14 protein-coding genes and 2 CRISPR repeat arrays are annotated in these 24,156 nt (G+C 55.7%); of the genes, 10 read left to right on the plus strand and 4 right to left on the minus strand.

The features are described 5' to 3' along the window. Positions 1-87: 87 nt before the first annotated feature. Positions 88-1,227: a glycerate kinase gene (locus ENTHG_RS12895; protein ID WP_044180275.1), complete on the plus strand. Its 1,140-nt coding sequence runs from the start codon at positions 88-90 to the stop codon at positions 1,225-1,227. 98 nt (positions 1,228-1,325) lie between these two features. Here ENTHG_RS12895 and barA read toward each other — a convergent pair whose 3' ends face one another. Next, a complete protein-coding gene (gene barA / locus ENTHG_RS12900) occupies positions 1,326-4,076 on the minus strand; it encodes a two-component sensor histidine kinase BarA (RefSeq protein WP_044180276.1) in 2,751 nt (916 codons plus the stop codon). Positions 4,077-4,133: 57 nt separating this feature from the next. Between barA and rlmD the strand changes: the two genes are divergently transcribed. From rlmD to eno, 5 genes are all read left to right on the plus strand, one after another. Further along, complete coding sequence (gene rlmD, locus ENTHG_RS12905; RefSeq protein ID WP_044180278.1) at positions 4,134-5,432, plus strand: 23S rRNA (uracil(1939)-C(5))-methyltransferase RlmD; 1,299 nt, start codon at positions 4,134-4,136, stop codon at positions 5,430-5,432. 57 nt (positions 5,433-5,489) lie between these two features. Next, complete coding sequence (gene relA, locus ENTHG_RS12910) at positions 5,490-7,724, plus strand: GTP diphosphokinase (protein ID WP_044180280.1); 2,235 nt, start codon at positions 5,490-5,492, stop codon at positions 7,722-7,724. 66 nt (positions 7,725-7,790) lie between these two features. Then, a complete protein-coding gene (gene mazG / locus ENTHG_RS12915) occupies positions 7,791-8,582 on the plus strand; it encodes a nucleoside triphosphate pyrophosphohydrolase (RefSeq protein WP_044180282.1) in 792 nt (263 codons plus the stop codon). 227 nt (positions 8,583-8,809) lie between these two features. Then, positions 8,810-10,447 (plus strand): glutamine hydrolyzing CTP synthase, encoded by a 1,638-nt coding sequence (gene pyrG, locus ENTHG_RS12920; protein ID WP_044180283.1) that lies wholly within the window; start codon positions 8,810-8,812, stop codon positions 10,445-10,447. 78 nt (positions 10,448-10,525) lie between these two features. Continuing rightward, positions 10,526-11,824, plus strand: a complete 1,299-nt coding sequence (gene eno / locus ENTHG_RS12925; RefSeq protein ID WP_044180284.1) for a phosphopyruvate hydratase — start codon at positions 10,526-10,528, stop codon at positions 11,822-11,824. Between the two features lie 57 nt (positions 11,825-11,881). Here eno and ENTHG_RS12930 read toward each other — a convergent pair whose 3' ends face one another. Further along, the gene (locus tag ENTHG_RS12930; protein ID WP_044180286.1) at positions 11,882-13,219 is read right to left on the minus strand and encodes a gluconate:H+ symporter; all 1,338 of its coding nucleotides are present in this window, start codon (positions 13,217-13,219) and stop codon (positions 11,882-11,884) included. A 253-nt stretch (positions 13,220-13,472) separates the two neighbouring features. Here ENTHG_RS12930 and queE point away from each other — a divergent pair, with 253 nt between their 5' ends. Further along, positions 13,473-14,144 carry a 7-carboxy-7-deazaguanine synthase QueE gene (queE, locus tag ENTHG_RS12935; protein WP_044180288.1) on the plus strand — a complete coding sequence of 224 codons (672 nt, stop codon included), beginning with the start codon at positions 13,473-13,475 and terminating at the stop codon, positions 14,142-14,144. 224 nt (positions 14,145-14,368) lie between these two features. Beyond that, positions 14,369-15,497: a CRISPR direct-repeat array (repeat unit 29 nt; unit sequence GTGTTCCCCGCGCGAGCGGGGATAAACCG). Between the two features lie 25 nt (positions 15,498-15,522). On the opposite strand, the gene queD is transcribed toward queE, so the two are convergent. Continuing rightward, entirely contained in the window at positions 15,523-15,885 is a 363-nt protein-coding gene (gene queD, locus ENTHG_RS12940; protein WP_044180289.1) for a 6-carboxytetrahydropterin synthase QueD, read from the minus strand. 313 nt (positions 15,886-16,198) lie between these two features. On the opposite strand from queD, the gene cysJ reads away from it, so the two are divergent. From cysJ to cysH, 3 genes are read left to right on the plus strand one after another with little or no spacing between them, the layout of a single operon-like run. Then, the gene (gene cysJ, locus ENTHG_RS12945) at positions 16,199-18,007 is read left to right on the plus strand and encodes an NADPH-dependent assimilatory sulfite reductase flavoprotein subunit (protein ID WP_044180291.1); all 1,809 of its coding nucleotides are present in this window, start codon (positions 16,199-16,201) and stop codon (positions 18,005-18,007) included. Next, complete coding sequence (cysI, locus tag ENTHG_RS12950; protein WP_044180293.1) at positions 18,007-19,719, plus strand: assimilatory sulfite reductase (NADPH) hemoprotein subunit; 1,713 nt, start codon at positions 18,007-18,009, stop codon at positions 19,717-19,719. Before cysJ ends, cysI begins: the two co-directional genes overlap by 1 nt. A 59-nt stretch (positions 19,720-19,778) precedes the next feature. Next, positions 19,779-20,513 (plus strand): phosphoadenosine phosphosulfate reductase, encoded by a 735-nt coding sequence (gene cysH, locus ENTHG_RS12955; RefSeq protein ID WP_044180295.1) that lies wholly within the window; start codon positions 19,779-19,781, stop codon positions 20,511-20,513. Positions 20,514-20,734: 221 nt separating this feature from the next. Next, positions 20,735-21,314: a CRISPR direct-repeat array (repeat unit 29 nt; unit sequence GTGTTCCCCGCGCGAGCGGGGATAAACCG). A gap of 65 nt (positions 21,315-21,379) precedes the next feature. Here cysH and ENTHG_RS12960 read toward each other — a convergent pair. Beyond that, positions 21,380-24,085 carry a CRISPR-associated helicase/endonuclease Cas3 gene (locus ENTHG_RS12960; RefSeq protein WP_106403263.1) on the minus strand — a complete coding sequence of 902 codons (2,706 nt, stop codon included), beginning with the start codon at positions 24,083-24,085 and terminating at the stop codon, positions 21,380-21,382. Positions 24,086-24,156 lie beyond the last annotated feature (71 nt).

Here is a 24,156-nt window from a genome sequence, read left to right on the forward strand (position 1 = left end):
TGGAGTTGCCGGCCCGCGTGCGGGTCGGCATTTTCCTGAGACTTCCCGGTATATGCTTGCGGCAGTGAATATGCGTAAGGATGGCTTATGAAAATAGTTATCGCACCTGACTCCTGGAAAGAAAGTTTGAGTGCCTTAGAGGTTGCGACCGCGATTGAAAACGGCTTTCGCGCCATTTTCCCGGCGGCGGAATATGTAAAACTGCCGATGGCGGATGGCGGCGAAGGAACGGTTGAAGCGATGGTCGCCGCGACGCAGGGGCGGATCGTTCATGTTCCCGTGAAAGGGCCGCTTGGCGATGAGGTAGAAGGCTTTTACGGGCTGTCGGGCGACGAACAGTGCGCATTTATCGAAATGGCGGCGGCAAGCGGCCTGGAGATGGTGCCGCCCGCGCAGCGCAATCCGCTCAAAACGACCTCCTGGGGCACGGGCGATCTGATTCGCCATGCGCTGGACGCAGGCGTTAAACATATCATCATCGGTATTGGCGGCAGCGCGACCAACGACGGCGGCGCAGGCATGGTGCAGGCGCTGGGCGCGAAGCTGCTGGATGCGCAGGGTCAGCAAATTGGCGCTGGCGGCGCGGCGCTGGAAGCGCTGGCTGAGATTGATATCAGCGAACTGGATAACCGGCTGGCCACCTGTCGTATTGAAGTCGCCTGCGACGTGACGAACCCGCTCACCGGCAAAGAGGGGGCGACGGCGGTATTTGGCCCGCAGAAAGGGGCGACGCCGGAGATGATTACCCGGCTGGATAAGGCGCTTGGACACTATGCGAAGCTTATCGCGAAGTATCTCGACAAGGATGTGATGAGCCTGGCGGGCGGCGGCGCGGCGGGCGGAATGGGCGCGGCCCTGCACGCTTTCTGCGGCGCGGAGCTTCGTCGTGGGATTGAAATTGTCACCGAGGCGCTCTCACTTGATGAGCATGTGGTCGACGCGGATCTGGTTATTACCGGCGAAGGCCGTATTGATAGCCAGACGGTACACGGCAAAGTGCCTGTTGGCGTCGCGAAGGTGGCGAAGCGGCACAATGTCCCGGTTATCGGCATTGCGGGCAGCCTGACGGCGGATGTCGGCGTGGTTCACGACCACGGAATCGACGCGGTTTTCAGCGTGATGTATAAAATTTGCACCCTTGAGGATGCGCTGGCCAACGCCGGCGACAATGTGCAAATGACGGCGCGTAACGTGGCGGCGGTGCTGAAAATCGGCCTCAATAAGTAATGTTCTCTCTTATGTAACCGCATCCGGGGGAATTCCCGGGTGCGCATCGTGAGTTTGGTAGCCCGGATAAGGCAACGCCGCATCCGGGAGATACCCACTTAACCGATCATCTTACGGGCTTCCCGCGCCACGTTATCCATCTCATCCAGTAGCTCCAGAAACTCCGGCTCAAGCTCTTCGGCAGGCACATCGCTGCGCAATTGCTGCTCAATAATCTGACAGAGCTTTTTCAGCCGCGGCACGCCGCTATAGCCGCAGCTGCCATGCAGTTTATGAATCAAATCCAGCAGCCCCTGGGGCGATTCGCCCACCAGTTGCTCTTCAACCCTGTTACGCACTTCCGGTAAAAACTCCACCAGCATCTGTAGCATGTCGCGCGCCAGGTCCGATTTCCCCGCCGCCTGGCGAAGCGCCAGCTGCCAGTCGAGGGTGACATCAGCCTGCGGCGCTGGCGCTGAGGTTTCCGCGCTGGCCGCGACGGTCGCCACCACCGCGCCGGGCTTATAGCGCAGCAGCAGGTTGTACAGTTTGTCCTCTTCAATCGGTTTCGCCAGATAATCGTTCATCCCGGCGCTGAGCAGCTTCTCTTTTTGCCCGGCCATGGCGTGGGCAGTCACGGCGATAACCGGCGTCTGCTGCTGATGGGGAAGCTGGCGAATCAGTTCGCAGGCGCGAATACCGTCCATTTCCGGCATCTGGATATCCATCAGAATCAGATCGAACTGCATCTGTTTTGCCTTCTCCAGCGCCTCTATGCCGCTGCTACAAACCTCCACGTGCTGCACCAAATCTTCCAGCAGCACGCCGATAAGCTTCAGGTTGGCGGGGTTATCATCCACCGCCATGACCGCCATCGGCAGTTTGCGATTATCCAGCGGCTGCGCCAGCTGGTTTATCTGGCAATATTGCGTCAGCGCGGGCAGCAACCGGGTGGCGGTCAGGGGTTTGAGCAGGCAGGCAGCCGCGCCGTCCTGTTTCAGTTCCTCGGCGTTAATCTGCGCGTGGCACGGCAGCGCCAGCAGCAGGTAGTCAGTCATCGACGCGGCTTTCGCCAGCCGTTCATGCTGCATGGAGAGCGGCTCGCGGAAGGTGACCGGTATCGACAGCAGCAGAATATCGTAATGGTCAGGGGGTAGGGCGGAGAAGGAGGGGCTGTAAATCACCTCCAGCGGCGTGGCGTTCAGCACGTCGAGCGTACTCTGCGCGGCGGCGGTATTGGGTTCAACGTAGGCCAGCCGTTTTTCGGCCAGGCACCCGGTCAGCGGCCCTTCGGTAATCGCGTTCGGGTTGAGATCCAGGTTGATATGACACCAGAAGGTCGAGCCGCGTCCCGGCTGGCTATGGAAAGAGATATCGCCGCCCATCTCCTTCACCAGCTTCTGCGTGATAACCAGGCCCAGCCCGGTGCCGCCGTGACGGCGGGAGATGCTGGCGTCCGCCTGGCGAAACGCCTGAAACAGCCGCGACTGATCCCGTTCAGGAATACCGATGCCGGTGTCGCGGATCTGCACCTCAATTTGCACTTTGTTATTACTGATGGAACGCCGCTCCACCAGAATGTCGATATTCCCGCTTTCGGTAAACTTAATGGCGTTGCCGACCAGGTTGGTGATCACCTGCTGTAGACGCAGCGGGTCGCCAATAACGTTATCCGGCACATCCTGTTTAATATTCAGGGTCAGCTCAAGCCCCTTATCGTGCGCCGAATGCGCCATGAGCGTGACCACCTCATCCAGCGTGCTGCGCAGCGGGAACGGAATACTCTCCAGAATCAGCTTGCCCGCTTCTAGCTTCGAGAAGTCCAGCACGTCGTTGATAATGGTCAGCAAATTATTGGCCGAGCGCTCAATGGTCAGCAGATGGTCGCGCTGGGTTGGGTTCAGTTCGGATCTCAGCGTCAGGCGGGTAAAGCCGATCACCCCGTTAAGCGGCGTGCGCAGTTCGTGGGACATGTTCGCCAGAAACTCAGATTTAATGCGCGCCGCTTCCTGGGCGCGTTTCTTTGCCAGGTCCAGCTCGACGTTCTGGATCTCCATCTGTTCCAGGGTTTCGCGCAGATCGGAGGTGGACTGGTCGATATTGTGCTGCATCTCTTCGTAATAGGCGGCCAGCGACATCGCCATCGAGTTAATGCCGTTTTTCAGCATGTCCAGCTCGCCGAGCATAAAGCCCTCCACCCGGCTGTCCAGCTGACCGCGCCGGATGCGGTCCACCGTGTTCACCATATTGCGGATAGGCCCGGTCACGTCCCGCATCAAGCGCCAGCCAAAAATCGAAGCGATGCCGATACAGAACAGAATCATCAGGCTGGAGATGAATATCTCCTTGTACTGCTGCAGGCGTACCGATTGCAGATCCAGCTCCAGCGCAATATAGCCCAGCGTATTGCGCGCGGGCTTAGCGGCGGAAAGGGCTGATTCATCGGGCGAATAACCTTCGGAAATAATCGGCGTGCGCAGAATCATCAGATCTCCCTTGCGCGAGACGCTGAGCCTCCGGGGGAAGGGGACGCCTGAGGCCAGCCGTAGCTCGCCGGGATCGAGCTGGAAATTGGAGGTGACGAACAGATTATTGTGCTCGTCATAGATAGAGATTGCGCGAACGATTTCTGAATGGCGGCGGTGCAGCACGCTGATGAGCTGCCCAATGGCATCCCGATCCTGCAGCCGCATACTGTATTCGCTGGAAACCGCCAGCGGTTCGATAATGCTGGCGCCCGCGTCTTCCAGCTGGCGCTGGAGATCGTTATAGCGATGAACAACGAAGAAAATACTCAACAGCACGCCGATAAGTACAGTGGGGGCGAGGATCAGAATCATCATGCGCGCGCGCAGGCTGTAGTTGGTCATGGGGTTCCGTTATGGGACAATGTGGCCACTCAAAGATATTCGAGAATATTCCCGGCAATGGCGCAATTCTACTCTGCAAAACGGCGCGTGACGACGCGCGAGATCATAACCGTTACAGTAAACGACCTCGATCCCTTCGGGCAGGGGGTCGCGCGGCATAACGGTAAGGCGCTGTTTGTGCCTGGATTACTGCCGCAGGAGACGGCGACGGTCACGCTGACAGAAGATAAACGCCAGTTCGCCCGCGGCGACGTTAAGCGTCGCCTGAACGACAGCCCTGAGCGCGTCGAGCCGCGATGCCCCCACTTTGGCGTCTGCGGCGGCTGTCAGCAGCAGCACGCCAGCGTTGCCCTGCAACAGCGCAGTAAAAGCGCCGCGCTGGCAAGAATGATGAACCGTGAGGTGGACGAAGTGATTGCCGCAGAGCCCTGGGGCTACCGCCGTCGCGCCCGCCTTAGCCTGAGCTGGCAGCCCAAAACCCAGCGCCTGGCGATGGGGTTTCGCAAAGCCAGCGCCAGCGATATTGTGAACATATCGCGCTGCCCGGTATTGGTGCCCCGTCTTGAGGCACTCCTTCTCCCGCTGCACGACTGCCTGGCAGGTTTGCAGGGGGCGCGCGATTTAGGTCATGTGGAACTGGTGCTGGCGGATAACGGCCCTCTGATGGTGCTGCGCCATACGGCTCCCCTGAGCGCTGCGGATAAACAAAAACTGGAACGCTTTTCGCATTCCCAGCATCTGGCCCTGTTCCTGGCGCCGAAAAGCGAGATAGTAGAACAGCTTACCGGCGAAGCGCCCTGGTACAGCTCTGACGGGCTACGCTTAACCTTCAGCCCGCGGGACTTTATTCAGGTTAACGATGGCGTTAACCAGCAGATGGTGGCCCGTGCGCTGGCCTGGCTGGACGTGCAGCCACAGGACCGCGTGCTCGATCTCTTCTGCGGGATGGGCAATTTTACCCTGCCGCTGGCGAAGCGGGCGGCGAACGTGGTTGGCGTTGAAGGGGTAAACGAGCTGGTCGTGAAAGCGCGTGAGAATGCGCAACAGAACGGTTTGCAAAACGTGACATTTTTTCATGAAAATCTTGAAGAAGATGTCACAAAGCAGCCGTGGGCGCGGCAGGGTTTTGATAAAATACTGCTCGACCCCGCACGTGCAGGCGCTGCGGGCGTAATGCGGCATATTGTTAAGCTGGCAGCGAAAAAAATCGTCTATGTTTCCTGTAACCCGGCGACGCTTGCGCGCGACAGCGAAGCGTTAATCAGCGCAGGTTACCAGATTCAGCGGCTGGCGATGCTGGATATGTTCCCGCACACTGGGCATCTGGAGTCGATGGTGTTGTTTGAGCACAAGTGATTAATTTCGGCTTGCTGAGTTCGGCAGGCCCGGTCGGTCCCTTAAAAGGAGAGGACAATGGTTGCGGTAAGAAGTGCACATTTAAATAAAGCGGGTGAATTCGATCCGAAAAAATGGATCGCCAGTCTGGGTATCTCCAGCCAACCGTCGTGCGATCGCTTAGCCGAAACCTGGGAATATTGTCTGCGGCAAACGCAAGGGCATCCTCACGCCGACCTGCTGCTCTGGCGCGGCGTCGAGATGGTGGAAATCCTCTCCATGCTCAGTATGGATATCGACACGCTGCGCGCCGCGCTGCTCTTTCCGCTGGCGGATGCCGAAGTGGTCAGCGAAGAGGTGCTGCGGGAAAGCGTGGGCAAATCCGTTGTCAGCCTTATCCACGGCGTGCGCGATATGGCGGCAATCCGCCAGCTTAAAGCTACCCACACCGATTCAGTCTCTTCCGAACAGGTGGACAACGTTCGCCGCATGCTGCTGGCGATGGTGGATGATTTTCGCTGCGTGGTCATTAAGCTTGCCGAACGTATCGCCCACCTGCGCGAGGTCAAAGACGCGCCGGAAGACGAACGCGTACTGGCGGCAAAAGAGTGCACCAACATCTACGCCCCGCTGGCCAACCGCTTAGGCATCGGGCAGCTGAAATGGGAGCTGGAAGATTACTGCTTCCGCTATCTGCACCCGGCGGAGTACAAGCGCATTGCCAAACTGCTGCACGAGCGCCGTATCGATCGTGAACACTATATCGAAGAGTTTGTCGGCCACCTGCGCTCAGAAATGAAAACCGAAGGGGTGAAGGCCGAGGTCTACGGGCGGCCAAAACATATCTACAGCATCTGGCGAAAAATGCAGAAAAAGCACCTCGCTTTCGACGAGCTGTTTGACGTGCGCGCCGTGCGTATCGTCGCCGAACGCCTGCAGGACTGCTACGCCGCGCTGGGGATTGTGCACACCCATTACCGCCACCTGCCGGACGAGTTCGACGATTACGTCGCCAACCCGAAACCCAACGGCTACCAGTCTATTCATACCGTCGTGCTGGGGCCCGGCGGCAAAACCGTTGAAATCCAGATCCGCACCAAACAGATGCATGAAGATGCGGAGCTGGGGGTAGCGGCACACTGGAAATATAAAGAGGGCACCGCCACAGCCGGGCCGCGCTCGGCGCACGAAGACCGCATCGCCTGGCTGCGGAAGCTTATCGCCTGGCAGGAGGAGATGGCCGACTCCGGCGAAATGCTCGACGAAGTGCGCAGCCAGGTCTTCGACGATCGGGTCTACGTCTTTACGCCAAAAGGCGACGTGGTGGACCTCCCGGCAGGCTCCACGCCGCTGGACTTTGCCTACCACATTCACAGCGACGTCGGCCACCGCTGCATCGGGGCAAAAATCAGCGGCCGGATCGTGCCTTTTACCTACCAACTGCAAATGGGCGATCAGATTGAAATTATCACCCAGAAGCAGCCGAACCCCAGCCGCGACTGGCTTAATCCGAACCTGGGCTATGTCACCACCAGCCGTGGGCGGTCAAAAATTCACGCCTGGTTCCGCAAACAGGATCGGGACAAAAACATTCTTGCCGGCCGCCAGATCCTCGACGACGAACTGGCGCATCTCGGCATCAGCCTGAAAGAGGCGGAGAAGCACCTGCTGCCCCGCTATAACTTCAACGAGCTGGAGGAGCTGCTGGCGGCTATCGGTGGTGGCGACATTCGCCTGAACCAGATGGTCAATTTCCTGCAGGCGCAGTTCAACAAGCCCAGCGCCGAAGAGCAGGATGCGGCGGCCTTAAAGCAGTTGCAGCAGAAAACGTACGCGCCGCAGAATCGCAGCAAAGATAATGGCCGGGTAGTGGTGGAAGGGGTGGGCAACCTGATGCACCATATTGCCCGCTGCTGCCAGCCGATTCCGGGGGACGAAATCGTCGGTTTCATCACCCAGGGGCGCGGCATCTCTATTCACCGCGCCGACTGCGACCAGCTTGAAGAGCTGCGCGCCCATGCGCCGGAGCGGATTGTCGACGCGGTGTGGGGCGAGAGCTACTCGGCGGGCTATTCGCTGGTGGTGAGAGTAACCGCCAACGACCGCAGCGGCCTGCTACGTGATATCACCACCATTCTTGCCAACGAGAAAGTGAACGTGCTGGGCGTCGCCAGCCGCAGCGACACCCGCGAACAGTTGGCCACCATCGATATGAACATCGAAATTTATAACCTGCAGGTGCTGGGCCGCGTGCTCAGCAAGCTGAACCAGGTGCCGGATGTGATTGACGCCCGTCGCCTGCACGGCGGTTAACGCGCCTTTCGTTCTTATTCCCGGAGGCGGCGCTTAGCCGTCTCCGGGCTTTCAAAGGGAAATAAAATGAGTCAAATCGACCGCCTGCTGGGCATCATGCAGCGCCTGCGCGACCCGGAACAGGGTTGCCCGTGGGATAAAGAACAAACGTTCGCCACCATCGCCCCCTATACGCTGGAAGAAACCTACGAAGTGCTGGATGCCATTTCCCGGGAGGATTTCGACGATCTGCGCGGCGAGCTGGGCGACTTACTGTTCCAGGTGGTGTTCTACGCCCAGATGGCGCAGGAAGAGGGGCGCTTTAATTTTGACGACATCTGCGCCGCCATCAGCGACAAACTGGAACGCCGCCATCCACATATTTTCGGTGACGCCAGCGCAGGCAGCAGTAGCGAAGTCCTCGCCCGCTGGGAGGAGATTAAAAGCGCCGAACGCGCCGGAAAAGCGCAGCATTCCGCGCTGGATGATATTCCCCATAGCTTCCCGGCGCTGATGCGCGCGCAAAAAATCCAGAAACGCTGTTCTGCGGTGGGTTTTGACTGGACCTCACTCGGCCCGGTGCTGGACAAAGTGCATGAAGAGATTGACGAGGTGATGCACGAGGCGCAGCAGGCGGTGGTGGACGAGGCAAAACTGGAAGAAGAGATGGGCGATCTGCTCTTCGCCACCGTCAATCTTTCGCGCCATTTAGGGGTAAAAGCAGAGACGGCGCTGCAAAAAGCCAACCTCAAATTCGAGCGTCGTTTTCGTGAAGTCGAGAGAATTGTCGCCGCCCGCGGCCTGGAGATGACCGGCGTTGACCTGGAAATAATGGAGTCGATATGGCAAGAGGTAAAACGCCAGGAAACTGATAACTAACGCTTTTATGCCGCAAGGGGTTATTTGTGTGATTTTTTAAATAACAAGCGCTTGATTTGCGTCAAAATCATTTCCCCAAAAAGGGCTATTTTCTCCCTCCTTATGTTAAGTGTGGTTTGAAGAACAGGAGGGAGAATGAAAGTTTGTGGGGCTCGTCCTGTTCCGGTATACTACTTTCCCGTCCTGGTTATTCCATCGTCTTTTAAACCTAACTTCTCAGGTTCAGCATGACAACGAACTATATTTTTGTGACCGGCGGGGTCGTATCCTCTCTGGGAAAAGGCATTGCCGCAGCCTCCCTCGCAGCCATTCTTGAAGCCCGTGGCCTCAATGTGACCATGATGAAACTGGATCCGTACATCAACGTCGATCCTGGCACCATGAGCCCAATCCAACACGGGGAAGTGTTCGTTACAGAAGACGGCGCTGAAACCGATCTGGATCTTGGCCACTACGAGCGTTTTATTCGTACCAAAATGACCCGTCGCAACAACTTCACTACGGGCCGTATCTACTCCGACGTTCTGCGTAAAGAGCGTCGTGGCGACTACCTGGGCGCAACCGTACAGGTCATTCCGCATATCACCAACGCCATTAAAGAGCGCATTATTGAAGGCGGTGAAGGGCACGACGTGGTGCTGGTCGAAATCGGCGGCACCGTCGGCGATATCGAATCCCTGCCGTTCCTTGAAGCCATTCGCCAGCTGGCGGTGGATATTGGTCGTGAACACGCGCTGTTTATGCACCTGACGCTGGTGCCTTATATGGCAGCCGCAGGTGAAGTGAAAACCAAACCGACTCAGCACTCTGTTAAAGAGCTGCTCTCCATCGGTATTCAGCCTGACATCCTGGTTTGCCGCTCCGACCGCGCCGTTCCGGCGAACGAACGCGCGAAAATTGCTTTGTTCTGTAACGTGCCTGAAAAAGCCGTTATTTCAATGAAAGATGTCGATTCCATTTATAAAATTCCGGGCCTGTTGAAATCCCAAGGGCTGGACGATTATATTTGTAAACGATTCAGCTTGAACTGTCCGGAAGCAAACCTGGCCGAATGGGAACAGGTTATCTATGAACAGGCTAATCCGGCAGGTGAAGTGACTATCGGTATGGTCGGCAAGTACATTGAACTGCCGGATGCCTATAAGTCTGTTATCGAGGCGCTGAAACACGGCGGGCTGAAAAACCGTGTAACCGTCAACATCAAATTGATCGATTCGCAAGATGTTGAAACACGCGGTGTCGAAATTCTGAAAGATCTGGACGCTATCCTGATCCCTGGCGGTTTCGGCTACCGTGGCGTGGAAGGCAAAATCGCCACCGCCCGTTACGCGCGTGAGAACAATATTCCTTACCTCGGCATCTGCCTGGGCATGCAGGTTGCGCTGATCGAGTTCGCTCGCAACGTTGCGGGAATGGAGGACGCCAACTCAACGGAATTTGTGCCAGACTGTAAATACCCGGTTGTGGCGCTTATTACCGAATGGCGTGATGAAGAAGGCAACATCGAAGTCCGTTCGGAGAAGAGCGATCTCGGTGGTACTATGCGCCTTGGCGCGCAGCAGTGTCAGCTTGGCGACGACAGCCTGGTCCGTCAACTGTATGGCGAGCCGACCATTGTCGAACGTCATCGCCATCGCTATGAAGTGAACAACCTGCTGTTGAAACAAATTGAAGCTGCGGGTCTGCGTGTTGCAGGCCGTTCCGGCGATGATCAGTTGGTCGAGATCATCGAGGTGCCAAACCATCCGTGGTTCGTCGCCTGTCAATTCCACCCGGAATTTACTTCAACGCCGCGTGACGGGCATCCGCTGTTTGCAGGCTTTGTAAAAGCCGCCGGTGAGTACCAGAAGCGTCAGGCGAAGTAAGAGTTAGAACGGCGGTGCACCCTCAGGGGTGCATCGTTTGTCTGGAGTTTTAGTTTAACTTGTACTGAGGAAATCCTAATGTCCAAAATCGTTAAAGTCATCGGTCGTGAAATCATCGACTCCCGTGGTAACCCGACTGTTGAAGCCGAAGTACACCTGGAAGGTGGTTTCGTTGGTCTGGCAGCCGCTCCGTCAGGTGCTTCTACTGGTTCCCGCGAAGCGCTGGAACTGCGCGATGGCGACAAATCCCGTTTCCTGGGTAAAGGCGTAACCAAGGCTGTTGGCGCGGTTAACGGCCCGATCGCTCAGGCAATCCTGGGCAAAGATGCTAAAGATCAGGCTGGCATCGACAAGATCATGATCGACCTGGACGGTACTGAAAACAAATCTAACTTCGGTGCGAACGCAATCCTGGCCGTTTCTCTGGCTGCTGCTAAAGCTGCCGCTGCTTCTAAAGGCCAGCCGCTGTACGAGCACATCGCTGAGCTGAACGGCACTCCGGGCAAATACTCCATGCCGGTTCCGATGATGAACATCATCAACGGCGGCGAGCACGCTGACAACAACGTCGACATCCAGGAATTCATGATTCAGCCGGTTGGCGCGAAAACTGTTAAAGAAGCCATCCGTATGGGTTCTGAGGTTTTCCATCACCTGGCGAAAGTGCTGAAAAGCAAAGGCATGAACACCGCTGTGGGTGACGAAGGCGGCTACGCGCCGAACCTGGGCTCCAACGCCGAAGCGCTGGCTGTCATCGCAGAAGCGGTTAAAGCAGCAGGCTACGAGCTGGGCAAAGACATCACTCTGGCGATGGACTGCGCGGCTTCTGAATTCTACAAAGACGGTAAATACGTTCTGGCTGGCGAAGGCAACAAAGCGTTCACCTCTGAAGAGTTCACTCACTTCCTGGAAGAGCTGACCAAACAGTACCCGATCGTGTCCATCGAAGATGGTCTGGACGAGTCTGACTGGGATGGTTTCGCATACCAGACCAAAGTACTGGGCGACAAAATCCAGCTGGTTGGTGACGACCTGTTCGTAACTAACACCAAAATCCTGAAAGAAGGTATCGAGAAAGGCATCGCTAACTCCATCCTGATCAAATTCAACCAGATCGGTTCTCTGACCGAAACTCTGGCTGCAATCAAGATGGCGAAAGACGCTGGCTACACTGCCGTTATCTCTCACCGTTCTGGCGAAACTGAAGACGCAACCATCGCTGACCTGGCTGTTGGTACCGCTGCAGGCCAGATCAAAACCGGTTCTATGAGCCGTTCTGACCGCGTTGCTAAATACAACCAGCTGATTCGTATTGAAGAAGCGCTGGGCGAAAAAGCACCGTACAACGGTCGTAAAGAGATCAAAGGCCAGGCGTAATCGTCTTTCCTGAAATCCTTAACCGGGCAGCAATGCCCGGTTTTTTTATGCCTGTGGTCAGATAATCATATCCAGCAGCAACACTATCAGCAGCCCCACCACCGAGTTGGTCAGCTCCAGCAGCCCCCAGGTCTTGAACGTATCCTTAATCGACAGGCCAAAATACTCTTTAAACAGCCAGAATGCGGCATCGTTCACATGGGTCAGGGTGTTACTACCGGAAGCGGTCGCCAGCACCATCAACGCCGGATCAACGTTAAACGTCGTGATCATCGGGCCAACTATCCCGGCAGCGGTAATGGCCGAAACCGTGCCTGCACCCGTGGCCAGCCTTAACAGCACGGTAATAAACCACGCCATGATAAGCGGCGACACCGAAGAAGTACGCATCATGTCGGCAATATAGTCGCCAACACCGGTATCCATAATAATCTGCTTAAATGCCCCGCCTGCCCCGATGATAAAAACCACCAGCGCGACTTTCTCAATGGCGTCTGAGTAGGAGCTCATAACCTGCGTCATGGATTTACCGCGGGCGGTACCAAACGCATACAGCGCCACAAGGACCGCGATCAGCATGCTGATTTGCGCGCTGCCAATAAAATTAAGCAGCGAGATAACCTGAGCGTCAGCAGGGATGAAGAGTTTGATAAGGGTGACGCCGGTAATAATAATGGCCGGGATCAGCGGCACCAGCAGGCTGGTAGCAAACGAAGGCATTTCATCATCGCGAAAGACTTTCTGAGACTCCAGCAGCGCCGGAATGGGGCGCTCCAGGTTGCCCAGCAGTTTCGGCAACAGGATACCGGAACAGATAACGGTCGGGATAGCGACAATCAGGCCGTAGATGTAGACCATTCCCATATCCGCATGAAACGCCGATACCAGAGCCGTCGGGCCAGGCTGCGGCGGAAACAGGCTGTGCGCCGTGGTTGATGCGGCAACCATGGTAATGCCGAGTTTCAAAAACGGAATTTTTGCTTCGCGGGCGATACTAATAACCAGCGGCGCAAGGATCAAAAAAGCGACTTCATAGAACATGGCAAGGCCGAAGATAAGCCCAATCACCATGATCGCCCATTGAACCTTTTTCGGTCCGAAGCTTTTTAACAGCGTAGACGAGACACGCTGCGCCGCTCCTGAATCAACCATCAGCTTGCCTAAAATAGCGCCAAACAGGATGATTAATGCTAGATGACCAAGGGTGCTGCCAATGCCTGCCTCGATCGATTTGCCAATCGCTTCCAGCGGAAGCCCTTCGCAAAAGCCAACGAAAATGGCCGCCAACAGTAATGCCAGCATACCATTGATTTTGAATTTTATATTGAGGATAAGAAGTACGACAACGCCAAGGGCAACCCAGATCACCGGCAAGGCTTCAACGAAAGCATTCATTCATGTTCCTTGTCAAAACGTATAATTGGTATGATATGTAAAGCGATTGGATTATTACTTTTGCATAGTTGTTATACCAGTGTATTGGTATGGTAAAAGATGAATTAGTGATCGACTGCAAAGAATGATGTAAGAACAAGACGCCATTACATGTCTGTCGTTGCAGTAAGCGGCGTGCCGCTGATGCGAAGGGCGCAGGATCCCTTCGGCGAACTGTGTAATAATTACGGTTTACCCCTTATCAGAGTTGACTATGCAGTACCCGATAAATGAGATGTTCCAGACCCTGCAAGGCGAGGGTTACTTTACCGGCGTTCCCGCTATCTTTATTCGTTTACAGGGATGCCCGGTGGGTTGCGCCTGGTGCGACACCAAACACACCTGGGATAAGCTTGAAGATCGGGAGATCTCCCTTTACAGCGTGCTGGCGAAGACCAAAGAGAGCGATAAATGGGGCGCGGCAAGCAGCGAAGAGCTGTTGGCGATTATTGAGCGCCAGGGCTGGACGGCCCGTCATGTGGTGATAACCGGCGGCGAGCCGTGCATTCACGACCTGATTCCGCTGACGCACCTGCTGGCGAAGCATGGCTTTAGCTGCCAGATAGAGACCAGCGGCACCCATGAGATTCGTACCTCCCACGCCACGTGGGTTACCGTCTCGCCGAAGGTCAATATGCGCGGCGGATACGATATTCTCCAGCAGGCGCTGGAGCGTGCGGATGAAATCAAACATCCGGTCGGGCGCACCCGCGATATCGAAGCCCTGGATGAACTGCTGGCGAAGCTTACCGACGACAAACATCGCGTCATCTCCCTGCAGCCCATCAGCCAGAAAGAAGATGCCACGCGCTTATGCATTGAAACCTGCATCGCCCGCAACTGGCGCTTTTCCATGCAGACCCATAAATACCTGAATATTGCCTGACGGCTGGCTCAGGCAAACATATAACGCCCGGCGTAACAAACCGGGCGTTTTTTATGGCGAAATTTGGCGGGTTTTAATTTTGCCTGGTGAAATGCGATACCGCCCGCAGCACTGTTTTAATTATCCTGTAAAATCAACATATTAATGTTCTTTAATAACAGGGAAAAGTTGGTAGGATTTTGATGGTGGGAAAAGGTATTTAGATTCAATTAGTTATGTTTAGAGTGTTCCCCGCGCGAGCGGGGATAAACCGCCGAGATGCTGGACTGGCGTAAGCGTACTGAAGTGTTCCCCGCGCGAGCGGGGATAAACCGTTGAACTGTGGGAAGACCCAATGAGCATGTACGTGTTCCCCGCGCGAGCGGGGATAAACCGAATGCTTTGTGTATTATTTCTGCATTCTGATTGTGTTCCCCGCGCGAGCGGGGATAAACCGAGGATACAGAGATTATCTGGGTGGCGTTCGGGGTGTTCCCCGCGCGAGCGGGGATAAACCGTAGAGCAGCAGTCTTTGTTAACTCTTCTTCTTGTGTTCCCCGCGCGAGCGGGGATAAACCGCTGCGGCTGTTACCAATATTGCTGAGCGCACGGTGTTCCCCGCGCGAGCGGGGATAAACCGCTGCCGGACATCGCCACATACCACGGCGCGTGCGTGTTCCCCGCGCGAGCGGGGATAAACCGTACGCATTGTGGTTAATGACTGACAAAATTTTGTGTTCCCCGCGCGAGCGGGGATAAACCGGTTTTTAAACCCGACCAGGCCATCCTGCATTTGTGTTCCCCGCGCGAGCGGGGATAAACCGGCAGGGCAATTACGCTTTAAAATTACCGATGAGTGTTCCCCGCGCGAGCGGGGATAAACCGTTCAGCGTCAGTTTCCATGCCGTAGCTTTCACGTGTTCCCCGCGCGAGCGGGGATAAACCGCAGCCGCGCTGATTATCGCCGAAATTGAACGCGTGTTCCCCGCGCGAGCGGGGATAAACCGTCACTGAGCCGCGCATTTGTTTTCCTCCGGGGGTGTTCCCCGCGCGAGCGGGGATAAACCGATATGGGCGGCATCAAAGACATTCTAAAACTCGTGTTCCCCGCGCGAGCGGGGATAAACCGGACGCTACAGCAGCTTTTGTTGCTGCATCCGCGTGTTCCCCGCGCGAGCGGGGATAAACCGGGTGAGCGCGTAGGTGAAGATATCTGGCTCAGAGTGTTCCCCGCGTGAGCGGGGATAAACCGTTGGCTTTAGCTGCTCTTGATAGCGAAAAGTCGTGTTCCTCGCGCGAGCGGGGATAAACCGCCGGTTGAGGCGGTGATCGAGATAAAAGAAGAGTGTTCCCCGCGCAAACGGGGATAAACCGAATACATTACCAACCCAGCCGCAACCTATTCGCCGCGATAAACACAGCCAGCCGTGCAGGTCTCTTTAATCATCACCGCGCTCAGCAGTGGAACCGCAGGCTTCACCTGCTCCCAGATCCAGCGGGCCAGCACTTCGCTGGTCGGGTTTTCAAGGCCGGGGATCTCGTTTAAATAGTAATGATCGAGCCGATCGTAGGTGGGCTTAAACGCCGCTTTCAGCTCGGCGAAATCCATAATCCAGCCGGTATGCGGATCTACATCGCCCGTGATTTCCAGGCGCACCATAAATGAATGACCATGAAGACGACCACATTTATGGCCTGCGGGAACGTGCGGAAGGTGGTGGGCGGCTTCAAACATGAAGTCTTTGAATAAGGTGGTAGACATACTTGGCTCTCTGGCTTAAAAAACCGCCGCATGGTAGCCGAAATGACCTTTTTTAGCATTAACTAAAACCGCCAAAAGCGTCAAGCCTGCCGAAAACACCACGGGTGATAGCGTTTCCCTCTATAATTCAGCTGGTTAGTTAAACACTTTTACTGTTAAAAACTATAAATAAAACAGGTTAGTCCGTTTAGTTATTAATTATTTCCAACCTTTCTTTAATTGTTATTATCCACACCGTTAACCTACCCTTCTTTTCTGTTTTCCGGCGCTGACAGGGCGCGAAACAGCTTTGCTTACTGGAACATAACGACGCATGACGACTCAGGCACCACCTTCCGCTTTGCTTCCGCTGAACCCGGAGCAAATGGCGCGCCTTCAGGCGGCCACCACTGACTTAACGCCCACGCAGCTTGCCTGGGTTTCCGGCTATTTCTGGGGCGTGCTTAACCAGCAGCCAGGCGCAGTAGCAGCCGCTACGCCTGCGCCTGCGGTTGAAACGCCAGCCATTACGCTGATTTCCGCCTCACAAACCGGCAACGCGCGCCGCGTCGCAGAAGCGTTGCGCGATGATTTACTGGCGGCGAAACTCAACGTCAATCTGGTTAACGCGGGCGACTATAAATTCAAACAGATCGCCAACGAAAAACTGCTGGTCGTGGTGGCCTCGACCCAGGGGGAAGGGGAGCCGCCGGAAGAAGCCGTTGCGTTACATAAATTCCTGTTCTCTAAAAAAGCGCCGAAGCTTAACGGCGCCGCCTTTGCCGTTTTCGGCCTGGGCGATACTTCTTATGAATTTTTCTGCCAGTGCGGGAAAGATTTCGACAGCAAGCTGGCGGAACTGGGGGCAGAACGCCTGCTCGATCGCGTGGATGCGGACGTTGAATATCAGCCTGCCGCGGCCGAATGGCGCGCCAGGGTGGTTGAGGTACTGAAATCTCGCGTCCCGCAGGAGACGCCCGCGCAGGCTGCCGTTACCGCAAGCGGCGCGGTGAACGAAGTCTTCTCCAGCCCCTATACCAAAGAAGAGCCTCTCACCGCCACGCTGTCGGTGAACCAGAAAATTACCGGCCGCAACTCGGAAAAAGACGTTCGTCATATTGAAATCGATCTGGGCGACTCCGGGCTGCGTTACCAGCCGGGCGACGCGCTGGGCGTCTGGTATCAGAACGACCCGGCCCTGGTCAAAGAGCTGGTTGAACTGCTGTGGCTGAAAGGCGACGAGCAGGTGAGCGTCGATGGAAAAACGCTGCCGCTGGCTGAAGCGCTGCAGTGGCATTTTGAACTGACCGTCAACACCGCCAACATTGTCGAGAACTACGCCACCCTGACCCGTAACGAAACGCTGCTGCCACTGGTTGGCGATAAAGCAAAGCTCCAGCACTATGCGGCGACCACCCCCATTGTAGACATGGTACGTTTCGCTCCGGCGCAGCTGGATGCGCAGGCGCTGACGGGCTTGCTGCGCCCGCTGACGCCGCGTCTCTACTCTATTGCGTCGGCTCAGGCGGAAGTGGAAAGTGAAGTGCACGTGACGGTTGGCGTGGTACGTTACGACGTAGAGGGGCGCGCGCGGGCTGGCGGGGCTTCCAGTTTCCTGGCCGACCGCGTCGAAGAAGATGGCGAGGTACGCATCTTTATCGAACATAACGATAACTTCCGCCTGCCGCAGAACCCGGAAACGCCGGTCATTATGATTGGCCCTGGCACCGGCATCGCGCCGTTTCGCGCGTTTATGCAGCAGCGTGCCGCCGAAGAGGCGCCTGGCAAAAACTGGCTCTTTTTTGGTAACCCGCACTTCACCGAAGATTTCCTCTACCAGGTGGAGTGGCAGCGCTACGTGAAAGAGGGCGTGCTGAGCCGCATCGATCTGGCCTGGTCACGCGATCAAAAAGAAAAAGTCTACGTACAAGACAAACTGCGCCAGCAGGGCGCGGAGCTGTGGCGCTGGATTAATGACGGCGCGCATATTTATGTCTGCGGCGACGCCACTCGCATGGCGAGAGACGTTGAGCAGGCTTTACTGGACGTGATTGCCGAATTTGGCGGGATGGATGCCGAAGCGGCGGACGAATTTTTAAGTGAGCTGCGCGTTGAGCGCCGTTATCAGCGAGATGTCTACTAATGAGCGAAAAATATCCAGGCCCACTGGTGGTCGAAGGTAAACTGGCCGACGCTGAACGTATGAAGGCCGAGAGCAACTATCTGCGCGGCACCATTGCGGAAGATTTAAACGACGGCCTGACCGGCGGTTTTCGGGGCGACAACTTCCTGCTGATCCGTTTTCACGGTATGTATCAGCAGGACGATCGTGATATTCGCGCCGAGCGCGCCGAACAGAAGCTGGAGCCGCGTCACGCCATGATGCTGCGTTGCCGCCTGCCGGGCGGCATTATCACGCCGAAGCAGTGGCTCTCTATCGACAAGTTCGCCGCCGATAAAACCCTTTACGGCAGCATCCGTCTGACCAACCGCCAGACTTTCCAGTTTCACGGCATTCTGAAAAAGAATGTCAAACCGGCGCATCAGATGCTGCACGAGGTGGGGCTTGACGCCCTGGCGACGGCCAACGATATGAACCGTAACGTGCTGTGCACCTCTAACCCGGTGGAGTCTGAGCTGCACGCCGAAGCGTACGAGTGGGCGAAGAAGATCTCTGAGCATCTGCTGCCGCGCACCCGCGCCTATGCCGAGATCTGGCATGACGCGGAGAAAGTCGCTACCACCGATGAAGAGCCGATCCTCGGGAAGACCTACCTGCCGCGTAAATTTAAAACCACGGTGGTGATTCCGCCGCAGAACGACGTGGATCTGCACGCTAACGACATGAACTTTGTCGCCGTGGCGGAACACGGCAGGCTGGTGGGCTTCAACCTGCTGGTGGGCGGCGGTCTCTCTATCGAACATGGCAACAAGAAAACCTATGCCCGCACTGCCACCGAGTTTGGCTATCTGCCGCTGGCGCACACGCTGGCGGTGGCGGAGGCGGTGGTAACGACCCAGCGCGACTGGGGCAACCGTACCGATCGTAAAAACGCCAAAACCAAATACACCCTTGAGCGCGTTGGCCCCGAGACGTTTAAAGCCGAAGTGGAACGCCGCGCGGGTATTACATTCGAACCGATTCGTCCCTATGAGTTCACTGGCCGCGGCGATCGCATTGGCTGGGTGAAAGGGATCGATAATAAATGGCATCTGACGCTGTTTATTGAAAACGGGCGGATCCTGGATTTCCCCGATCGTCCTCTGAAAACCGGCCTGCTGGAGATCGCGAAGATCCACCAGGGAGATTTCCGTCTGACGGCAAATCAGAACCTGATTATTGCTGGCGTGCCGGAGAGCCAGAAAGCGGAAATCGAGCAGCTGGCGCGCAGTCACGGATTGATGGCGGCGGTAAAACCGCAGCGGGAAAACTCGATGGCCTGCGTGTCATTCCCCACCTGTCCGCTGGCGATGGCCGAAGCCGAGCGCTTCCTGCCCTCGTTCGTCGATAAAGTGGAGGCGGTGATGGAGAAGCACAGCGTTGGCGATGAGCATATTGTTCTGCGCGTCACCGGCTGCCCGAACGGCTGTGGCCGCGCGCTGCTGGCGGAAGTGGGCCTGGTGGGCAAAGCGCCGGGACGCTATAACCTGCATCTGGGCGGCAACCGGATGGGCACGCGCATCCCCAGAATGTTCAAAGAGAACATTACCGAGCCGGAGATTATCGCCACGCTGGATGAACTGATTGGCCGCTGGGCAACCGAACGAAACGCAGGCGAAGGTTTCGGCGACTTTACTGTCCGCACCGGCGTTATTCGCCCGGTGCTCGACCCGGCCAGAGATTTCTGGGAATAACGTCAGCCTTCCCTTTCTCTCATTGCTGAGAGAGGGGGAAGAACAAACGAGAGGTTACTATGTCCGTACTCAATCTGACCGCCCTGAACAGCCTGAACAAAGAGGAACGTGCGCAGGCGCTGGCGGAGACGAACGCGCAGCTGGAAGCGCAAACCGCCGAACAGCGTGTTGCCTGGGCGCTGGAAAACCTGCCGGGAGAGTATGTGCTCTCTTCGAGCTTCGGCATTCAGGCGGCAGTGAGCCTTCATCTGGTCAATCAGGTTCATCCCAACATCCCGGTGATTCTGACCGATACCGGGTATCTGTTCCCGGAGACCTACCAGTTTATTGATGAGCTGACGGACAAGCTCAAGCTGAACCTGCAAATTTACCGCGCCGCGCAAAGCCCCGCCTGGCAGGAGGCCCGCTACGGCAAACTGTGGGAGCAGGGCGTTGAAGGTATCGAGAAGTACAACGATATCAACAAAGTAGAGCCCATGAACCGGGCGCTGAAAGAGCTTGGCGCGCAGACCTGGTTTGCCGGCCTGCGCCGGGAGCAGTCGGGCAGCCGTGCTAACCTGCCGGTGCTTGGCATCCAGCGCGGTGTCTTCAAGGTGCTGCCGATCATCGACTGGGACAACCGCACGGTTTACCAGTACCTGCAAAAGCACGGCCTGAAATACCACCCGCTGTGGGACCAGGGTTACCTCTCCGTTGGCGATACCCATACCACGCGCAAGTGGGAACCGGGCATGTCAGAAGAAGAGACCCGCTTCTTCGGCCTTAAACGCGAGTGCGGGCTGCACGAAGGGTAAGTTTTTAATCAGGTTGAAACCGGACGCCTGGGCTAACGCCCGGGCGTTTTTTATTTCAAAAGTGAAAAAGCAAAAAGCTTTGGTGAAATGCGATATCGTCCGCAGCGCTATTTTACTTTTTCCGTAAAATCAAAGAATTAGTGTTCTTTAAAAAACAGGGAAAAGTTGGTGGAATTTTGAGGGTGGAAAAAGGGATGTAGATTCAATATGTTATGCTTAGAGTGTTCCCCGCGCGAGCGGGGATAAACCGGCTTCGAACGATTTAATAATCGCAATGCCGTGGTGTTCCCCGCGCGAGCGGGGATAAACCGTGTATCCGCATCAGGCCATGTACCAGAGGAAGGTGTTCCCCGCGCGAGCGGGGATAAACCGTTAACGAGGCGACGGCAGTGTCGGTAACCGGCGTGTTCCCCGCGCGAGCGGGGATAAACCGCAAACCATGTGGCTTCTCCGACCGGGGCGGAGGTGTTCCCCGCGCGAGCGGGGATAAACCGCCGTCGTTGGTTTCGACTAACTCCGCTCCTGGCGTGTTCCCCGCGCGAGCGGGGATAAACCGTGAGGCCAGTAGATTTCTCATGAACAGTAAAAGTGTTCCCCGCGCGAGCGGGGATAAACCGCGCCGCCTGCCGTCTAAGTTAGAGGCTGATTTGTGTTCCCCGCGCGAGCGGGGATAAACCGAACCTTGATTTGGTTTGTTTTGAGGCGTAATTGTGTTCCCCCGCGCGAGCGGGGATAAACCGTGAACAGTGCGGCGTTTCGCGAGTTTGCCTGGGTGTTCCCCGCGCGAGCGGGGATAGACCGGATCGGGTGGTACCGGTGGGCCATGAGGCGCAGTTTTCCCCGCGCCAGCGGGGATGGCCACTGAATTAACCAGCCTCTATGTCCCCCATCAAACCAACGCGCTTACTGTAATACGGCGCCTCGCCATTTTTATTAACCAGAACGATATATGCTGAGGGACGATGCTGACTCTTCCGGAAAATTTCTAATATTTCTTCACTGGGGCGAGACAGTTTCTCATGATGTTTCCGCCACCATGACTCCCGTACAGAAAGGCGGCTTTTCTCCCAGCGAAACTCGCTATCCCTGGCAACGGGTTGTAACCGATCGTCTGCATCCAGCCACGCCAGATAAATATCCAGACTTTTTTCACCTAAGCGTGTTGAAAGCTCGATATCTTCATCCCACCGGAAATCACTGGCCTCCCGGTCATAACCCTTCTCTTCACGTAACAAGTGCTGACCTGCAACAGAGCGGCGGCTCAGAACCTTACCAAACTCCAGATCGGAGACGGTTTGTAGTGCGGGCGGGGCTTCAATTTTTTGCTCATAAACGCCATCTACCAGCCTGCGCGCCTCCTCTGGCATACGTATTGCGCCCGTCTTTCTTAGCACGGCCTGGGTTCGCCACAGGCAGCCGTGATCTGCGTAAACATATCCTGTGCCCCGTAACGCCTGACCCAACCACCCTCGCTCCGCATCGGGTTGCCACTCAGGAGCAAGAATAGTGAGAACAGGTGCAGGACGCTCATCGGGCAGTTGCTGCTTACAGTTGCCCTGGGTATCACGAATATGGCGCTGTAACCGTCCGGCTCGTTGGATAAGCAAATCAACAGGGGCCAGATCGGAGATCATCCAGTCGAAATCTAAATCGAGGCTCTGTTCAACAACCTGAGTAGCAATCAACACTTTGCCGCGTCGTTCGCTAACGTCCGCGCTCTTTCCGAACCAGCTGAGCGTCTTTTCCTCAATATCCAGCCGGTCAGCAAACGTGAAACGGCTGTGAAAGAGCAGTAAATCTTGTTCAGGTATAACGCCTTCACGTAATAATTGCTGATAAACGCCCAGCGCATCGTCTACGGTATTGCGTATCCAGCAAATGCACTGCCCCTCGGCCACTACGCGATGAATAATATCCAGCGCTTCCTGCGGCTGCTGTATCCAGTTAACAGCAACGGTGCGCTGAACTTCAGGACGCGTGGTAAGAAGTTGTTCATATAACCCCCCGGAGCTGAGGCTGCTTAACCAGGGGTAACCCGCATCAGCCCTGCCTTCGATAGCGCTAAATCCGGCACCTTCATTAAATGCTGCGAGTAGTTTTTCCCGTAAAGAGGCGGGCAGCGTTGCGCTCAGAATAATCGCGCTACCCCCCTGGGCTGCGTGGAAACGTAATAACCCTTCCAGGAGTTTCACCATATAGCCATCGTAAGCATGGACCTCATCAAGCAGTAAAATTTTACCGCGCATCCCCAGTAATCTCAGCGACTGATGGCGAAAAGGCATGACCGCCATTAATAACTGATCTATTGTGCCGACGCCTACCTCTGCCAGGAGTGCCTTTTTGCGGGAATCAGCAAACCAGGCATGGCATTCGCTGACCGCGCTGCTGTCGGCAGGCGCGTAATTTTCTGCCATCTCTTCCGAGGGTTGCCAGATGGACTGGCGAAACGCATCCGACATTTCTCGCCCGCCGTGTGCGAGTATGAGAGAAGGCCTGGCATCTTTAGCGAACAATGCGCGATATGCCGTCGCCAGCCGTTTATACATGGCGTTTGCGGTTGCCATTGTTGGTAGCCCAACATACAGACCATGGCCTTTGTTCGCTGACATTAAACGATGGGCGAGGATGAGTGCTGCTTCTGTTTTGCCTGCACCGGTCACGTCTTCCATCACGACCAGTTGAGGTCCGGGGGCAGAAATATCCAGCTCATTTGCCTTTTTCTGCAGTGGTGTGAGGGACTGAATAAAGGGAAACAGCGTGAGGTGGCTTTGATACTGACTGTGGGGTGACTGCGGGGGAAGTTTGTCAGTGGCTTGCCGGGCTTTTTCGCAGGCCAGAGGCCAATATTCTTCCAGAGACATGGGTTCGCTGATTAACGGGAACAGTGTTTCATCTGAGCCCATCCAGTCGGCAATCGTTACCAGACCGGCAAAAAACCAACTGTGCTTTTGGAGCGCTTTCCTGCCAGACCGGGTTCCCCACGCCTGCGGAAGCGTAAAAGGAAATAGCGAGTTTAGCGTCTCAAGATAATGCGTTGCCGCAACGAAATCGTCATCGCTGAATGCCAGTGAGCAGCTATTTTTTAACGTATTGGGGGGGAGACCATGGTGCCCGGTACCGATCGTCATCCAGATATTCAGAGCACCTTTGAATCTGCTTCGCTGTTTCGGCTCAATGCCTGCAATAATGCTGTTTTCACCTTCGCTCCATTGTTCTAATAATTCTTCCCATAAATAAAAACCTAAAGAATCATGTCGCTCAAAGGCGGTAATACCCTTGATGGGTGGAACTAATGGCGAATCGGGAAAGAGCGCATATTTTTGGAAGCCTCTGGCAAACTTGCCAATATCATGGCTGGCGAGAAACCAGACTAACCAGTTTTCAGCCTCTGTGCCGGTCATGTCACATTTATTAAGTATATCTTTAGTGCCAAATGTATTGTTTTTAATTATGTGAAATCCACATGCGGCAACGTCGAGGCAATGATATGCCAGTAAATGATAGGGGGCGCTTATGATATTTTTTGATCTATTTGTTTTTCCCCAGTAATGAAGGAAATCATGAAATTCCATGGTCGTCACTTTTTAGTTGTCCATTAAAAATTATGATGATAACAATATTAACGCGAGGCCATGAACACGAA

Source organism: Phytobacter massiliensis JC163 (assembly GCF_000321045.1).
Taxonomy (GTDB): domain Bacteria; phylum Pseudomonadota; class Gammaproteobacteria; order Enterobacterales; family Enterobacteriaceae; genus Phytobacter_A; species Phytobacter_A massiliensis.

Bases quoted from the DNA above. Each gene is read 5' to 3' on its own strand.
- queD (WP_044180289.1), bottom strand. From the start codon at position 15,885: ATGTCTACCACCTTATTCAAAGACTTCATGTTTGAAGCCGCCCACCAC.
- pyrG (WP_044180283.1), top strand. From the start codon at position 8,810: ATGACAACGAACTATATTTTTGTGACCGGCGGGGTCGTATCCTCTCTG.
- cysH (WP_044180295.1), top strand. From the start codon at position 19,779: ATGTCCGTACTCAATCTGACCGCCCTGAACAGCCTGAACAAAGAGGAA.
- relA (WP_044180280.1), top strand. From the start codon at position 5,490: ATGGTTGCGGTAAGAAGTGCACATTTAAATAAAGCGGGTGAATTCGAT.
- eno (WP_044180284.1), top strand. From the start codon at position 10,526: ATGTCCAAAATCGTTAAAGTCATCGGTCGTGAAATCATCGACTCCCGT.
- ENTHG_RS12930 (WP_044180286.1), bottom strand. From the start codon at position 13,219: ATGAATGCTTTCGTTGAAGCCTTGCCGGTGATCTGGGTTGCCCTTGGC.
- barA (WP_044180276.1), bottom strand. From the start codon at position 4,076: ATGACCAACTACAGCCTGCGCGCGCGCATGATGATTCTGATCCTCGCC.
- mazG (WP_044180282.1), top strand. From the start codon at position 7,791: ATGAGTCAAATCGACCGCCTGCTGGGCATCATGCAGCGCCTGCGCGAC.
- cysI (WP_044180293.1), top strand. From the start codon at position 18,007: ATGAGCGAAAAATATCCAGGCCCACTGGTGGTCGAAGGTAAACTGGCC.
- ENTHG_RS12895 (WP_044180275.1), top strand. From the start codon at position 88: ATGAAAATAGTTATCGCACCTGACTCCTGGAAAGAAAGTTTGAGTGCC.
- rlmD (WP_044180278.1), top strand. From the start codon at position 4,134: ATGGCGCAATTCTACTCTGCAAAACGGCGCGTGACGACGCGCGAGATC.
- cysJ (WP_044180291.1), top strand. From the start codon at position 16,199: ATGACGACTCAGGCACCACCTTCCGCTTTGCTTCCGCTGAACCCGGAG.
- queE (WP_044180288.1), top strand. From the start codon at position 13,473: ATGCAGTACCCGATAAATGAGATGTTCCAGACCCTGCAAGGCGAGGGT.
- ENTHG_RS12960 (WP_106403263.1), bottom strand. From the start codon at position 24,085: ATGGAATTTCATGATTTCCTTCATTACTGGGGAAAAACAAATAGATCA.